Below are 14,757 nucleotides of genomic sequence, written 5' to 3' on the forward strand. Positions count from 1 at the left end.
GTGCGCATCTTCGACCCCCATATCCACATGACCTCCCGGACGACCGACGACTACGAGGCGATGTACGCCGCCGGGGTGCGCGCCGTCGTCGAGCCCGCGTTCTGGCTGGGCCAGCCCCGCACCTCGCCCGAGAGCTTCTACGACTACTTCGACGGGCTGCTGGGCTGGGAGCCGTACCGCGCCGCCCAGTTCGGCATCCAGCACTTCTGCACGATCGCGCTGAACCCGAAGGAGGCGAACGACCCGCGCTGCCTGCCGGTCCTCGACGAACTGGACCGCTATCTCGCCAAGGACCGGGTCGTCGCCGTCGGCGAGATCGGCTACGACTCGATGACGCCGGGGGAGGACGAGGCGCTCGCCCGTCAGCTCCAGCTCGCGATCGAGCACGAGCTGCCCGCCCTCGTGCACACCCCGCACCGCGACAAGGCGGCCGGTACGCGGCGCACCCTGGACGTCGTCCGGGAGTCGGGCATCGCTCCCGAACTCGTCGTCCTCGACCACCTCAACGAGCTCACCGTCGGCATGGTCCTCGACAGCGGCTGCTGGGCCGGGTTCTCGATCTACCCCAAGACCAAGATGAGCGAGGACCGGATGGTCGAGATCCTCAAGGAGCACGGGACCGAGCGGGTGCTCGTCAACTCCGCTGCGGACTGGGGGCGTTCGGATCCGCTCAAGACGCGTAAGACCGCCGACGCCATGCTCGCCGCCGGGTTCGACGACGACGCCGTCGACGAGGTGCTGTGGCGCAACCCGGTCGCCTTCTACGGCCAGAGCGGGCGGCTGGAATTGGACGAGCCCAAGCCCGATGAGGAGGCCCCTTTCCAGGGCAACTCCATACGTCGCGGGGGAGCGTGAGCATCCGATGCGCTTTCTGCATCCGGACGGCACCACCGTCCACCTCGGCTACTGCAGCAACGTCCACCAGGCGGAGGACCTGCGGGGCGTCATCGCCCAACTCGCCGAGTACGCAGAGCCCGTGCGTGAGCGCCTCGGCGTCGACCGGCTCGGCATCGGGCTGTGGCTGGCCCGCCCGGTCGTCACGGAACTCGCCGACGACGAAGCCGCGTTGGGGCGGCTGAAAAGCGAACTGCGGGCGCGCGGCCTGGAGACCGTCACCCTCAACGCCTTTCCGTACGCCGGTTTCCACCGCGAGGTCGTCAAGAAGGACGTGTACCTGCCCGACTGGGCCGAGGAGGCCCGGCTGAAGTACACCCTGGACTGCGCCCGTGTCCTCGCCGCCCTCCTCCCGGACGACGTCGACCGCGGTAGCGTCTCCACCCTGCCGCTCGCGTGGCGCTCCCCGTGGACGCCCGCCTGTACCGAGGAGGCCCGGCACGCCCTGGAGCGGCTGACCACCGGGCTCGCGGCACTGGAGGCGTGGACGGGGCGCCGTATCCGCGTGGGCTTCGAACCGGAACCCGGGTGCGTCGTCGAGACCACCACGCAGGCGGTACGGGAGCTGGGCGGACTGGACCCCGACCGGCTGGGGATCTGCCTCGACGCCTGCCATCTCGCCGTGCAGTTCGAGCAGCCGGGGGAGGCGTTGCGCAGGCTCGCGGAGGCCGGGATGCCCGTGGTCAAGCTCCAGGCGTCCTGCGCCGTGGAGGCCGCCGATCCGGCCGACCCCGCCGCCCGCGCGGCCCTCCACCGGCTCGCCGAACCCCGGTTCCTGCACCAGACCCGCACGGTGACCGACGGGGAGGTCCTGGGCGTGGACGACCTTCCGGACGCCCTCGACGGTGAGCTTCCGGATGACGGCGGCCCCTGGCGCGTGCACTTCCACGCGCCCCTGCACACCGAACCGGAACCCCCACTGCGCACCACCGCCGACCAGCTCGACCAGGTCCTCGCCGGACTGCTGGGCGGCGCGTCGGCCGACTGCGACCACATCGAGGTCGAGACCTACACCTGGTCCGTCCTCCCCGAACCGCCCACCGACCTGCCGGGCGGCATCGCCGCCGAACTCGCCTGGGCCCGGGACCGGTTGACCGGTCTCGGCCTCAAGGAGGACCCCTCATGAACCGTGTGGTCGTACTCGACATCGTCGGCCTGACCCCGAAGCTGCTGAAGCACATGCCCGCCGTGGCCGCCCTCGGCGAACGCGGCTTCCAGGCCCGGCTCGACACCGTGCTCCCGGCCGTGACCTGCACCGTCCAGTCCTCCCTCCTCACCGGCGAACCACCGTCCACACACGGCGCGGTGGCCAACGGCTGGTACTTCCGCGACCTCGGCGAAGTCCTGCTGTGGCGCCAGCACAACGCCCTCGTCGGCGGCGAGAAGATCTGGGAGACGGCCCGTAAGTCGAACCCCGACTACAAGGTCGCCAACATCTGCTGGTGGTACGCGATGGGCGCCGACGTCGACTGGACGGTCACCCCGCGCCCCATCTACTACTCGGACGGCGCCAAGGAACCCGACTGCTACACCTGGCCGCCGTCCCTGCACGACGAACTCATCGACCGGCTCGGTCCGTTCCCCCTCTTCACCTACTGGGGCCCGAACGCGGGCATGCCCTCCACCCAGTGGATCCTGGCCGCCGCCCGCCAGATATTCGACGAGAAGCGGCCCGACCTCACGCTCGTCTATATCCCGCAGATGGACTACGAGCCCCAGCGCTCCGGCCCGGACTCACCGGAAACCGTCCGCGCCGCCCGCCAACTCGACGAGGCACTGCGCCCGTTGCTCGACCACTTCCAGCGCGAGGGCGCGACGGTCGTGGCGCTCAGCGAGTACGGCATCGCGCCCGCGTCCCGCCCGGTCGACATCAACCGCGCCCTGCGCCGGGCCGGCCTGCTGGAGGTGTACACGCAGGACGGCATGGAGTACCTCGACCCGTGGACGTCCCGCGCGTTCGCGGTCGCCGACCACCAGGTCGCCCACGTCTACGTCCGCGACCCGGCCGACACGGAGGCCGTCGCGAAGGTGGTCGCCGAACTCGACGGCGTGGACCAGGTGTTGGACACGGAGGGCAAGGCGGCCCACGGCCTGGACCACGAGCGCTCCGGCGAACTCGTCGCACTCGCCGACCCCGACGCCTGGTTCACGTACTACTACTGGCTCGACGACGAGCGCGCCCCCGACTTCGCCCGTCAGGTCGAGATCCACCGCAAGCCCGGCTACGACCCCGCCGAGTTGCTCTACGACGAGACGGTCCCCGCGGTGAAGCTGCGCGCCGTCGGCCAGGTGGCCCGCAAGAAGCTCGGCTTCCGCTACCGCCTGAAGACGGTCCCGCTCGACCCGTCCGGCGTTCGCGGCAGCCACGGCCGACTGCCCGCCGACTCCGCCGACGGCCCCGTACTGCTGTGTTCGGAGCCGGATCGGGCGCGGGAGGCGTACGCCGCCACGGAGGTCAAGTCCCTGCTGCTGGGCCTCGCCGGCCTGCACACGGAAGGTACGGAGAAATGACGACCCACCCGCCCCTGCCCACGATCCGCCCCCTGCTCGACCCGGCCCCCGAATACGCCAAATGGCAGTCCGAGGAGCCGATCCGACGGGTGACGATCTGGGGCGACAACAGCCCCTGGCTCATCACCGGTTACGAAGACGCCCGCACCGTCCTCGCGGACCCCCGCTTCGGCGCCGACGCCAACCACCCGAACTTCCCCCACACTCGCCCCGGCGCCCCGCCGCAGGCCCCCGGCCTCTTCCACCAGATGGACCCGCCGGACCACACCCGGCTGCGCCGCATGCTCATCCCCGACTTCACCTTCCGGCGCATCGAGCAGATGGAAGGCTCGATCCAGCGGATCTGCGACGGCCTGCTGGACGCGATGACGGACGGCGGCGCGACGGAAGCGGACCTGGTGGCGTCGTACGCACTCCCGCTCCCCACCCTGGCCATCTGCGAACTGCTCGGCGTCCCCTACGAGGACCACGGCTTCTTCCGCGAGAAGTCCAACGCCCTCACCAGCGTGGCCGGTGACCCGGCCGAGGCGATGGCCGCGCGCATGGCGCTCTACGGCTATCTGCGCGCCCTCATCGATCGGCGCACGCACGACCCGGCCGACGACCTCGTCTCCCGCCTTGCCACGGACCGCGTGGCGACCGGCGAGGCCACCCTCGACGAGGCCACGGGCATGGTCTCCCTGCTGCTCCTGGCCGGCCACGAGACGACGGCGAACATGTTCCCGCTGGCCGTGATCGCCCTGCTGCAGAACCCGGCCCAACTGGACGCACTGCGCGCCGACGACTCCCGGTGGCCGGGGGCGGTGGAGGAACTCCTGCGCCATCTGACCGTCATCCACTCCGGGATACGGCGGGTCGCCACGGAGGACGTCGAGCTGTCCGGGGTCCGCATCAGCGCGGGGGAGGGCGTGGTGGTGGCCCTGCAGGCAGCCAACCGCGACCCGTCCGTGTACTCCACCCCCGACGCCCTCGACGTCCACCGCGACGCGTCCGGCCACCTCGCCTTCGGCCACGGCCTGCACCAGTGCCTCGGCCAGTCGCTGGCCCGCGTCGAACTCCGCCTGGGCCTGTCCACCCTGTTCCGCAGGCTTCCGACGCTCCGACTGACGGCCTCGGAGGAGTCGCTGACCCCCTCCGCGAGCACGGTCCACGGGGTGCGCTCGCTGCCGGTCGCCTGGCGGTGAACCCGGGGTGGCCCGGCCTGCGGGGGCGACCCTGGTCATGCGCCCGGTCGGTAGGGGCAATGGCCTGACCTGGCTGATATAGAGGCAGTCATGACCACCATCAGGCTCGTTCAGGGTGACATCACGCGTGAGAGTGTCGACGCGATCGTCAACGCCGCGAACTCCTCCCTCCTCGGCGGGGGAGGAGTCGACGGCGCGATCCACCGCCGCGGCGGCCCCGCGATCCTCGCCGAGTGCCGCAAACTGCGCGCCTCCCAGTACGGCAAGGGCCTGCCCGCGGGGCAGGCGGTGGCCACGACGGCGGGGGAGCTGGACGCACGGTGGGTGATTCATACGGTGGGCCCGGTCTGGTCGGCCACCGAGGACCGTTCCGAGCTGCTGGCCTCCTGCCACCGGGAATCCCTGCGGGTCGCCGACGAACTGGGCGCGCGGACGGTCGCGTTCCCGGCGATCTCCACCGGGGTGTACAGGTGGCCGATGGACGATGCGGCTCGTATCGCGGTGGAGGCGGTGCGGAGCGCACGGACGGTGGTCGAAGAGGTGCGGTTCGTCCTCTTCGACGAGGCGGCGTACGAGGTGTTCGCCCGGCAGCTCGGCTGAGGGAGCCGGGGTGGGCCCGAGTGCGCCGCTCAGCTGGGCGCCGGTCGCACACTCTGGTCGATGAGCAGATGCGCGCGTGCGGTGGCGAACAGCTGCTTCTGAGTCGCCAGCTTTCCGGGAGTGGCGGCGGTGTCGAAGAGCAGCTGATAGACGTGGCCGGCCTTGCCCGCGACGAACAGCTCGACGCGCTTGCGGGGTTCGTCCTGGCCGGCCGAGTGGTAGTCGATCTCCAACCAGAGGGCGTCCTTGCCGTTCTGCCGGGTCGGGTGGGTGACGACGTCGAGGTCGGCCATCCGGGACACGGACGTGTCGCGGTACCACTTCAGCTGTCCGGCGCAGGCCGCCTTCGGCGTCGACCCGTACGACAGGTCCCGCTTGAGGCTCATGGCGTGGCTTTCGTCCGGGGAGCTCCAGTTGCTCTGGATGTCGCTGTCGATGTCCTGAGTCCAACTGTCGGGGACGGCGAAGGTGGCCCTGAGGTCGGGTGCGTCGACCCGGCGCCAGCCGCTCGGGAGCGCGGAGGACGATGCCGCCGGGTCGGTCGGCGGCGCGGTCGACGCGGACGAGTCCGGTGCTGCCGATGCGGCGGCGGCACCGCCGGCGGTGGTGGGCCGGTTGCCCGATGACGAGCCCCCGATGAGCGGCACGCCGAACATCGCCAACAGGAGGCCGACGACGGCGGCGGCCGCGGAGACCAACGCGGCGATCTCTCCCACACTCATCCGACGCCCCGAAGGCGTCCCGTCCCCCGCACCGCTCACTTGGGTCCCCTCCCCGTATCGCCCGCCCCGGCCCGTCTCAGGAGTCTCTCCAGCCTGCAGCCCAACTTCACATGCATGTACGTCAGTTGGGGTGACATCCGGCCACTGCCGACCGGGCCACGGGTCCTTGGCCTCCCGGCAGGCCGCCACAGCCCCGCACAATCGTCCGAAAATCATGGCCCGTACACTTATCCACATGGTTGAGCATCGACTGGTTGACGTGAACGGCGTTCGGCTCCACATCGCCGAGCAGGGCGAGGGCCCCCTGGTGGTGCTCCTGCACGGCTTCCCCGAGTCGTGGCACTCCTGGCATCACCAGTTCGGCCCGCTGGCCGACGCCGGCTTCCGCGTGGTCGCCCCCGACCAGCGGGGATACGGACGCAGCGACCACCCCGACGCCGTGGACGCGTACACCATCCTCCACCTGGTCGGTGACGTCGTCGGACTCATCCACGCCCTGGGCGAGGAGAAGGCGTACGTGGTCGGCCACGACTGGGGCGCCCCGGTCGCCTGGCACACCGCCCTGCTGCGGCCGGACATGGTGCTCGGCGTGGCCGGCCTGAGCGTGCCGCCCCCGTCCCGGGGTGCACAGCCTCCGCTGGCCGCCATGGAGGAGAGGTTCGGCGGCCGGTTCTACTGGAACTACTTCAACCGCCCCGGTGTGGCCGACGCCGAGTTCGCGAAGGACACGCGCACCACCCTGCGGAAGTTCTTCTACTCGGCTTCCGGTGACACCCCCGCCGCCGACCACGGCAAGCAGCCACTGGTCGACCCCGAGCGCGGCTGGCTCGCGGACATGCGGGACCCCGAAGTACTGCCGGCCTGGTTCACCGAGGACGACCTCGACGCACTCGCCGAGAGCTTCTCCGGAGGCTTCACCGGCGCCCTCAACTGGTACCGCAACCTCGACCGCAACTGGGAGCTGACCGCTCCCTGGCACGGCGCCGTCGTCACCCCGCCCGCCCTGTACATCTACGGCGACCGCGACCTGGTCCCGGCGTTCCCGGGCACGCCCGAGTTCATCGAGAGCCTCCCCGACCTGATGCCCAACCTGTGGCGCGAGCCCGTCAAGTTGGCAGGTTGCGGACACTGGACCCAGCAGGAACGTCCGGACGACGTGAACCGGGCGCTCATCGAGTTCCTCACGGCTTGCTCCCGATGAGCCCGATAAGCCCCTGTGCGCCATCCGAATGAATTTGACACACAATCAGACAGCCGTGGATTGCGGCAAGGGAGTCTCGATGTGTGATCTTCCTGCCCGCCGTCAGGCCCCTCACCGACCGACTGCTCCCCACCGTCGCTGTCGTCCTGTCCCTGGTGACCGCACTTCTCGTCGGTGGTGCGACGCCGGCCGCGGCCCTGACCAAGCCCGTCATCAACGGGCCCGTGTTCAATGACCCGCTGGGCACGGCGGCGCAGCAGAAGGCGGTCTTCACCCAGCTCGTTCGGCTGATCGACGCAACGCCGGCCGGGGCGCAGATCCGCGGCGCGATGCACGAGTTCATCGACCAGGAGGTCGCGAACGCGCTGATCGCCGCTCATGGGCGGGGCGTCGACGTCAGACTCATCGTCGACGACTCGACCTATGTGGGTCCAGGCGGCGCCGAGTTCGGCAACGCGGCGTACCAGTCGCTCAGATCCGTGCTGGGAACCAGTACGGGTGCCCGCTCCTGGAGCGTCGTCTGCGACGACCGGTTCGAGGACGCCGACGGAGTGGACGATGTCCAGCGCGGCTGCCTGGCCGTGGCCCCGCCCCAACCGGCCTACAACCACAACAAGTTCTTCACCTTCTCGAGGATCGGGCCGTTCGACGACGGCACCAGCTATGCGAGGGTCGTGTTCCAGACCTCCTCGAACCTCTCCGACTGGTACAAGGTCGAGTCCTTCAACGACGCCGTCACCTTCACGGACGGCACGGTGTACAACGCCTACGTCTCGTACCACGAGCAGCTCCGTCAGGGCCGCACCCTGGCACGCGGCAACAACAACGCGTACTTCTCCACACCGACCGGCTCGACCTATCGCGGCTACTTCTTCCCGCGCGGTGACGCGTCGTACTTCAACTCGGCCACGGACACCGTCGTCGGCGTGCTCAACGAGATCAGCTGCACCTACACCGGCGCGGACGGGCTGCAGCACCAGACCGACATCCGCATCGTGACGCACAGCTTCTTCGGCTCCCGCCGCCAGGTCGCCGACAAACTGGCCCAGCTGCGCGGCCGGGGGTGCTGGATCGACATCATCTACGCCGACAGTGACTCCGCGATCACCAGTCGGCTGAACGCCGCGGGGATCCAGCACCGCAGATGCCGTATTCCCAACGGCCCCGGAATCGACGTCCGTCCGCACAACAAGCAGATCCTGATCGACGGTGACTACAACGGTGACATCACCCCGCGCGTCTACACCGGCAGTGCCAACCTGACCGGGTCGTCGCTCCGCTCGGCCGACGAGGCGATCGTGCGGGTCGCCAGTGCGTCCTATCACTCCAGGTACCTGAGCACCTTCTATCGGATCCGCTCCGCCTGTGGCGGATGACGTTCCGGAGGCCGCGTGGCGTGTCACCGCCACCAATTTCGCCTAATTGTGAGTAAATCGGACGCGATATGTCCGGATGAGCAGGCGAAATGAAGGGCCCTCCATGCCGTCGAGGCTTCGCGCACGTCTGAGAGCCGACCTCGCCGCAGGCGTCGTCATGGTGACGATGGCGGTCCTCGCGGGCCCCGCCCACGCCCAACCCGCCAAGGCCGCCGTGCCGTTGTTCGAGCAGCGCGTCATCTTCAAGGCGTCCCAGGATCCGGGCGGCTACGCGTGCTTCCGGATCCCGGCGGTCGTGCAAACCACCCAAGGCACGCTCCTCGCGTTCGCCGAGGGACGTCACCGCAGCTGCGGTGACGCGGAGGACATCGACATCGTGCTGAAACGCTCGACCGACGGCGGCCGCACATGGGGACCGCTCCAGGTCGTCAGCGACGGTGCCGGCGACACCCACGGCAACCCGGCCCCGGTCGTGGACCGGACCACCGGCCGCATCCTCCTCCCGCAGACGCACAACCCGGCGAGTGCGGACGGCGGGAGCTGTGACGTCCCGTGCGAACGCAGCCCCCACCTGCAGTACAGCGACGACGACGGCCGCACCTGGTCCCGGCCGCGCGACCTGAGCGCACAGATCAGGCCCCCGAACTGGAACTCCTGGTACGCCACCGGCCCCGTCCACGGGATCCAGCTCGCCCACGGCAGCCACCCCGGCCGGCTGGTCTTCGGCGTCAACACCGAGACCTGGAACGGCAGCCGGGTCACCGCCAACCACGCGGCACTCATCGTCAGCGACGACGGCGGCACCACCTGGCGAAGAGGTGCCACCGACTCCTGGCCCATCGCCGCCGACGGCACCTTCCCTCAGAAGTCGTCCGAAGTCACCCTCACCGAGCGCAACGACGGCGTCATCGTGGTCAGCGGTCGTGAGCAGGACGGCACCGATCTGGGCCACCGCACCCAGACCTTCAGCGAGGACGGCGGCGACAGCTTCGTCGTCCGGTTCCGCGCCGTCCCGAACCTCTACACGCCGCAGGTCCAGGGGGCGGTGCTGCAACTGGGCGACCGCACCCTGCTGTCCTGCCCCGGCGACCCGGACCGCCGCCGGACCATGATGATCCGCTCCTCCTACGACGGTGGCAGCACCTGGGAGAGCGTGGATCGCGGCACCGTCGTGACCCAGGACTGGTCGGGCTACTCCGACATGGTGCACATCGGTGGCGGCGTGGTGGGGCTGATGTACGAGGGCGGCGCCGTCGACGCCCGCGACGAGATCCGCTTCGCCCGCTTCAACGAGGAGTGGCTCACCCCGCGCCGCGGCCCTGACCCGACCACGGCCGACCGCGCCCCCGCCGCCCAGCGTGCGAGCGTACTCGGCGGGGCCACGCCCACGGCCGGCGTGTTCGGCGGCGCACTGGCCTTCGACGGCGCCAACGACGCGGTGCGCCTGCCGTTCCGCACCCAACTCGCGCTCGGCACCCAGAACTTCACCGCCTCCCTGTGGTTCCGCTACACCGGTCGCACGGGCGAGCAGCCCCTGCTGTGGATGGGCGGTATCGGCGGCAGCCAGCCCCAGTTCTGGCTGCGTGGCGAACCGGCGAGCAACCGCGTGCGCGGTCTGATGACGGTGCGCAGCGGCGCCACGGTCGTACGCTCGGCGTCCGTCAGCACCACCGCCGCGCACAACGACGGCCGATGGCACCATCTCGCCCTGCGTCGCGGTGGCGGGCGGCTCGCCCTGTTCATCGACGGCAGGCAGTTCAGCACGGCCGACGTGTCCGGATCCGTCAGCCGCAACTCGCCGTTCGGCGTGCACATCGGCCAGCGCATGGACAGCAGGGCGTTCTTCACCGGTGGCATCGACGAGGTCCGCGTCTGGAACCGGGCCCTGACCGACGCCGAGCTCACCCGCGTCCGCCAGACGAACATCGGCCCGTCCTCGAACACGACACTGTGGCTGCCGATGGACCAGGTGACCGCAGGCGGCTGACGGGGGGCTCCGCCTACGCGAGGTCCGTCGTCTTCACCAGCCCCGCCTCGTAGGCGATGATCGCCGCCTGCACTCGGTTGCGTACGCCGAGCTGGTTCAGGATCGCGCTGACGTGCGCCTTGATGGTGCCCTCGACCAGGTGCAGCCGTGCGGCGATCTCCCCGTTCGACAGCCCGGCGCCCAGCATCCCCAGTACCTCCTGCTCCCGCTGGGTCAGCAGCGCCGTGCGGGCGCCGGAGAGTTCCGCGCGGGGCGAGGGTGCCCTGCGGAGTTCCGTCATCAACCGCCGCGCCACCAAGGGGGAGAGACAGGCGCCGCCGGCCGCCACGGCGCGCACTCCGGAGATGAGGTCACGTGGATCCGAGGCCTTCAGCAGGAAGCCGGCCACCCCCTCGTCTAGGGCCCGTTCGATGTACTTGTCCTCACCGAAGGTCGTCAGAACGATCACCGCGGTGCCCGGGTTGGTGGACCGGAGTTCCGCCGCGGCGGTCAGCCCGTCCATCTCCGGCATGCGGATGTCCAGCAGGGCCACATCGGGCCGGTGCCTGCGGGCCAGTTCGACCGCCTCGCGCCCGTCCGCGGCCTCGGCCACGACCTCGATGCCCGGCTGGGTGGTCAGGATGGAGCGGACTCCGGCCCTGACAATGGCCTCGTCGTCGGCGAGCAGTACGCGAATCGTCACAGGGTGTCCTTGGCCACCAGGACATCATCCCGGAAGCACAACCGGTACAGGGTGTCGGTGAACTGCAGGACACCGTCGCCGGCCCGGTAGTACTCGCACACGGCCCCCGGCGGGACGGGAGGCTCGTCGACGACCGGCGGCGGCTTGCTGATGCGCCGCTCGGGGAGCACCGGCGCCAGTTCCGCGCGCGTCTCGCCCCGCCGCATTCCCGCGTAGTCCTCGGCGGACACCGAGGTCATCGCCGAGGTGAAGACGTAGAGCCCGGCCAGCGTCAGCACCAGGCCCGTCCCGAGCACCACCGGGATCAGCGCGGCCCGAGTCGCGTCCCGGCGCAGCCCGGCCCTGGCGCGTATCAGCGCCGCCCGGGACGCGCTCCAACTCGGTGCCTGGGCGTGCTCGGGCGCTTCGGGATCGTCCGGGGCGGCGCCGCCCGGCACCGGTTCCCCGACGTCTGCCCCGGCCGGCTCCTCGCCGGGTGCGTCGGACATGGCCCGGGTCGGGACCGGCGGGATGTGCGGCAGTTCGGCGCGCACCTCGAAACCGGTGGCCCGCGGTCCGGCCCGCAGGGTGCCGCCGGCCAGCCGGACCCGCTCGTCCAGGCCGATCAGCCCGAGACCGCTGCCCGATGCGGTGGGCCGGCGGTCGTCGGCGGGCACCTCGTTGAACACCGACACCACGGTCTCGTCCGCCCGGTGGATCACCCGTACGGTGACGACCGCGGCCGGCGCGTGCTTGGTCGCGTTCGTCAGCGCCTCCTGCACCACTCGATAGGCGGCGAGCTCGGCGAGCAGCGGTGGCCGGCCCGATTCCGCGCCCTCCTCCCGAAACCGCACCGGGTTCCCGGACCGTTGAAAGCGCCGCACCAGCTCGCCGATCGACTCCTGCGCGGGATGCAGCGACGGTGCGGAGTCCTCCCTCAGCAGCCCGATGACCTCGTGCAGCCGTTCGGTGGCCATGGTGCAGCGTTCCCGCAACTGGCCCATGGTCTGGCGGTGTTCGGCGGACAGACCGGGGGACAGCTCCAGCCCGCCGGACAGCAGGGCCATCACGCTCAGCTCGTGGCCCAGCGAGTCGTGGATGTCCTGCGCGATCCGGGCGCGCTCCTTGAGCCGGGCCTGCTCGGCGACGAAGCGCTGCTTCCACTCCAGTTGCTCGGCACGCTCCCAGCCGGCTCGCGTCAGCTCGGAGCGCTGACGCGACCAACTGCCCGCCCACCACGGCAGGACGCAGGTGGCGAACTCGGTGATGAGCAGACTCAGCAGGTCCTTGGGCTGCGCGAAGGCGGTGGTCAGCAGCAGCCCCGCCACGGCCACGCCGAGGAACACCGCGTGGGCGTGCCAGAGTTCGGCCACCCGGCGACCCGCCAGGAAGCTCAGTACCAGGGTCGGCACCATCGGCGCCATGGTGGAGCCGAGTACCGGGTAGGAGAGGACGAGCGCGGCGGCCAGCGCCAGGGACAGCAGCGGCATCGTCCGGCGCACGGCCAAGGCCGCCGTGACGACCAGCACGACGCCGAGCCGGCTGACCGGTCCACCCGCGAGCCCCGAGGCGGTCAGAACCGCCGGCGCCGGCAGCACCGCGAGCAGCAGGAGGTCGCTGCGCCGGATGAACGGCCGCTCGGAGCCGAGCACTTGAAGGATGTTCCGCGCCCGCCCGCGGGCCGCCTGCCGAAGCTGCATTCCCGCACGCTACAAGGGCCGGTGCGGCCCAAGGATCTGCCGAAAGTCGAGTCGGTCGTTGCCGATCGACAGATGTTCGCGGAGCGGCGTCCTCCTAGGTTTGCCTCGTGACCATGGAAGGAGCGGGCAGTAATGATCACTGTTGACCGACTGACCAAGAGGTATGGCGACAAGACGGCGGTGTCCGACATCTCGTTCGGCACCAACCCGGGAAAGGTGACGGGTTTCCTGGGGCCGAACGGCGCGGGCAAGTCGACGACCATGCGGATGATCGTCGGCCTTGACACACCGACGGCGGGCCGCGCCCTCGTCGATGGCAAGCCCCACGCGCGGCTCAAGCACCCGCTGCGCGAGGTGGGCGCCCTCCTCGACGCCAAGGCCGGACATCCCGGCCGCTCGGCCCACCACCATCTGCTCGGCATGGCGCGCAGCAACGGCATCCCGGCCTCCCGGGTCGCCCAGGTGCTGGAGATCGTGGGGCTCACCGAGGTGGGCAGGAAGCGGATCGGCTCCTTCTCCCTCGGCATGGGTCAGCGGCTGGGTATCGCCGCGGCGCTGCTCGGCGACCCGGAGGTGCTGCTCTTCGACGAGCCGGTCAACGGCCTCGACCCGGACGGCGTGCGCTGGGTGCGGGAGCTGATGCGGTCGCTGGCGGCGGAGGGCCGCACGGTGTTCGTCTCCAGCCACCTGATGAGCGAGATGCAGGAGACCGCCGACCACCTGGTGGTCATCGGCCGCGGCAGGGTCATCGCCGACGCCCCCATCGAGGAGGTCATCGCGAGCAGTTCCCTGAACGCCGTCCGCGTCCGCACCCCGCGACCGGACGTGCTCCGGCGCGAACTGCTGCAGCTCGGCGCGACCGTGGAGCAGGGACAAGGCGCCGCGCCCGAGGAGCTGATCGTCGTCGGCGGCACCCTTCAGGAGATCGGCGACCTGGCCTTCCGGCACCGGGTCCCGGTCCACGAGCTGACGTTGCGCAAGGCCAGCCTGGAGCAGGCCTACATGGAACTCACCGCCGCCAGTGTGGAGTACGGCAATCCGTCCCTCTCCCCGGCCTCCGAAGCGCTGGATCACCAGAAAGCGTAAGGGGATATGACAGCGACAGCGGTACCCAAGCTCGTCGGCCCGGTCAAGGGCGGCGGATTCAAAGGCGCCCTCGCGTTCGAGTGGACGAAGCTGTGGAGCGTCCGTGCGACGTGGTGGAACCTCCTGGTCGGCCTGGTGCTCACCGTGGGGTTCGCCGTGATCGTCGGCATGTCGGCCGACGCGAGTGCGAAGAAGGGCGTGGACGTCACCATGCCCGCCCCGCACCACGCCTCGCAGGCGTTCCTGCTCTCCCAGCTGACCGTCGTCGTGCTCGCCACGCTCGCGCTCACCGGCGAGTACTCCAGCGGCTCGATCCGCACCACGCTGCAGAGCGTGCCCGCCCGCGGCCGGATGCTCTGGTCCAAGACACTGGTCGTCATCGCGGTCGTCGCCGTGGCGGGGTTCGTCTTCAGCGTGCCGGCCAGTCTGGCCGCCGCCTCGTTCATGGGGGAGTACGGCACGTACACGGGCGGTGAGTTGCTCGGCACGGCCTTCGGCGCGGGCACCTACCTCGCCCTGCTCGCGATGACGGCGATCGGCCTCGGCACCGTGCTGCGCAGCGCCGCGGGCACCATCACGACCCTGATCATGGTGCTGCTGGCGCTGCCGCAGCTGATGGGCGTCATCGGCGCCCAGTGGCTGGAGACCGCCGGCGACTACCTGCCGAGCGTCGCCGGCACCGTGCTCATGACGCAGGACACCGATCCCTACGGCGGCGGCACGGCTCTGGTGGTGCTCCTGCTGTGGGCGTCGTCCGCGCTGGCCGGCGGCTACACGGTGCTGCGTCGGCGCGACGCCTAGCCGGCCGTGGCCGCCCGGCCTGCGCGTGGCAGCG

Annotated in this window: 13 protein-coding genes; 10 read left to right on the forward strand and 3 right to left on the reverse strand. The window is 70.6% G+C overall.

Annotated elements, in window-relative coordinates; all coding sequences use genetic code 11:
- From BLU79_RS12245 to BLU79_RS12265, 5 genes are all read left to right on the forward strand, one after another.
- Entirely contained in the window at window positions 1–855 is an 855-nt protein-coding gene (locus BLU79_RS12245; protein WP_093905725.1) for a TatD family hydrolase, read from the forward strand.
- Window positions 856–862: 7 nt separating this feature from the next.
- The gene (gene eboE / locus BLU79_RS12250; RefSeq protein ID WP_093905726.1) at window positions 863–2,020 is read left to right on the forward strand and encodes a metabolite traffic protein EboE; all 1,158 of its coding nucleotides are present in this window, start codon (window positions 863–865) and stop codon (window positions 2,018–2,020) included.
- The gene (locus tag BLU79_RS12255) at window positions 2,017–3,405 is read left to right on the forward strand and encodes an alkaline phosphatase family protein (RefSeq protein ID WP_093905727.1); all 1,389 of its coding nucleotides are present in this window, start codon (window positions 2,017–2,019) and stop codon (window positions 3,403–3,405) included. Before eboE ends, BLU79_RS12255 begins: the two co-directional genes overlap by 4 nt.
- Window positions 3,402–4,589 carry a cytochrome P450 gene (locus BLU79_RS12260; protein WP_093905728.1) on the forward strand — a complete coding sequence of 396 codons (1,188 nt, stop codon included), beginning with the start codon at window positions 3,402–3,404 and terminating at the stop codon, window positions 4,587–4,589. The genes BLU79_RS12255 and BLU79_RS12260 overlap by 4 nt, the downstream gene beginning before the upstream one ends.
- Before the next feature lie 90 nt (window positions 4,590–4,679).
- Window positions 4,680–5,189, forward strand: a complete 510-nt coding sequence (locus BLU79_RS12265; RefSeq protein WP_093905729.1) for an O-acetyl-ADP-ribose deacetylase — start codon at window positions 4,680–4,682, stop codon at window positions 5,187–5,189.
- 29 nt (window positions 5,190–5,218) lie between these two features.
- On the opposite strand, the gene BLU79_RS12270 is transcribed toward BLU79_RS12265, so the two are convergent.
- Window positions 5,219–5,911, reverse strand: coding sequence for a hypothetical protein (locus BLU79_RS12270; protein ID WP_256333272.1), 693 nt, complete (start codon window positions 5,909–5,911; stop codon window positions 5,219–5,221).
- 235 nt (window positions 5,912–6,146) lie between these two features.
- On the opposite strand from BLU79_RS12270, the gene BLU79_RS12275 reads away from it, so the two are divergent.
- From BLU79_RS12275 to BLU79_RS12285, 3 genes are all read left to right on the forward strand, one after another.
- Window positions 6,147–7,112 (forward strand): alpha/beta fold hydrolase, encoded by a 966-nt coding sequence (locus tag BLU79_RS12275; protein WP_093905731.1) that lies wholly within the window; start codon window positions 6,147–6,149, stop codon window positions 7,110–7,112.
- An 83-nt stretch (window positions 7,113–7,195) separates the two neighbouring features.
- Window positions 7,196–8,488 (forward strand): phospholipase D-like domain-containing protein, encoded by a 1,293-nt coding sequence (locus tag BLU79_RS12280; protein ID WP_256333273.1) that lies wholly within the window; start codon window positions 7,196–7,198, stop codon window positions 8,486–8,488.
- A 103-nt stretch (window positions 8,489–8,591) separates the two neighbouring features.
- A complete protein-coding gene (locus tag BLU79_RS12285; protein ID WP_093905732.1) occupies window positions 8,592–10,475 on the forward strand; it encodes a sialidase family protein in 1,884 nt (627 codons plus the stop codon).
- A 13-nt stretch (window positions 10,476–10,488) separates the two neighbouring features.
- On the opposite strand, the gene BLU79_RS12290 is transcribed toward BLU79_RS12285, so the two are convergent.
- Window positions 10,489–11,151 (reverse strand): response regulator transcription factor, encoded by a 663-nt coding sequence (locus BLU79_RS12290; protein WP_093906027.1) that lies wholly within the window; start codon window positions 11,149–11,151, stop codon window positions 10,489–10,491.
- Between the two features lie 2 nt (window positions 11,152–11,153).
- Window positions 11,154–12,836, reverse strand: a complete 1,683-nt coding sequence (locus BLU79_RS12295; protein ID WP_093905733.1) for a sensor histidine kinase — start codon at window positions 12,834–12,836, stop codon at window positions 11,154–11,156.
- 132 nt (window positions 12,837–12,968) lie between these two features.
- Here BLU79_RS12295 and BLU79_RS12300 point away from each other — a divergent pair, with 132 nt between their 5' ends.
- Together BLU79_RS12300 and BLU79_RS12305 are read left to right on the forward strand one after the other, a co-directional pair.
- The gene (locus tag BLU79_RS12300; RefSeq protein WP_093905734.1) at window positions 12,969–13,922 is read left to right on the forward strand and encodes an ABC transporter ATP-binding protein; all 954 of its coding nucleotides are present in this window, start codon (window positions 12,969–12,971) and stop codon (window positions 13,920–13,922) included.
- A 6-nt stretch (window positions 13,923–13,928) separates the two neighbouring features.
- The gene (locus tag BLU79_RS12305; RefSeq protein WP_093905735.1) at window positions 13,929–14,723 is read left to right on the forward strand and encodes an ABC-2 transporter permease; all 795 of its coding nucleotides are present in this window, start codon (window positions 13,929–13,931) and stop codon (window positions 14,721–14,723) included.
- The last annotated feature ends 34 nt before the right edge of the window (window positions 14,724–14,757 follow it).

Origin of the sequence: Streptomyces sp. cf386, from assembly GCF_900103585.1 — a bacterium.
Lineage (GTDB): Bacteria > Actinomycetota > Actinomycetes > Streptomycetales > Streptomycetaceae > Streptomyces.

Bases quoted from the DNA above. Each gene is read 5' to 3' on its own strand.
- eboE (WP_093905726.1), top strand. From the start codon at position 863: ATGCGCTTTCTGCATCCGGACGGCACCACCGTCCACCTCGGCTACTGC.
- BLU79_RS12255 (WP_093905727.1), top strand. From the start codon at position 2,017: ATGAACCGTGTGGTCGTACTCGACATCGTCGGCCTGACCCCGAAGCTG.
- BLU79_RS12260 (WP_093905728.1), top strand. From the start codon at position 3,402: ATGACGACCCACCCGCCCCTGCCCACGATCCGCCCCCTGCTCGACCCG.
- BLU79_RS12265 (WP_093905729.1), top strand. From the start codon at position 4,680: ATGACCACCATCAGGCTCGTTCAGGGTGACATCACGCGTGAGAGTGTC.
- BLU79_RS12270 (WP_256333272.1), bottom strand. From the start codon at position 5,911: ATGAGTGTGGGAGAGATCGCCGCGTTGGTCTCCGCGGCCGCCGCCGTC.
- BLU79_RS12275 (WP_093905731.1), top strand. From the start codon at position 6,147: ATGGTTGAGCATCGACTGGTTGACGTGAACGGCGTTCGGCTCCACATC.
- BLU79_RS12285 (WP_093905732.1), top strand. From the start codon at position 8,592: ATGCCGTCGAGGCTTCGCGCACGTCTGAGAGCCGACCTCGCCGCAGGC.
- BLU79_RS12295 (WP_093905733.1), bottom strand. From the start codon at position 12,836: ATGCAGCTTCGGCAGGCGGCCCGCGGGCGGGCGCGGAACATCCTTCAA.
- BLU79_RS12300 (WP_093905734.1), top strand. From the start codon at position 12,969: ATGATCACTGTTGACCGACTGACCAAGAGGTATGGCGACAAGACGGCG.
- BLU79_RS12305 (WP_093905735.1), top strand. From the start codon at position 13,929: ATGACAGCGACAGCGGTACCCAAGCTCGTCGGCCCGGTCAAGGGCGGC.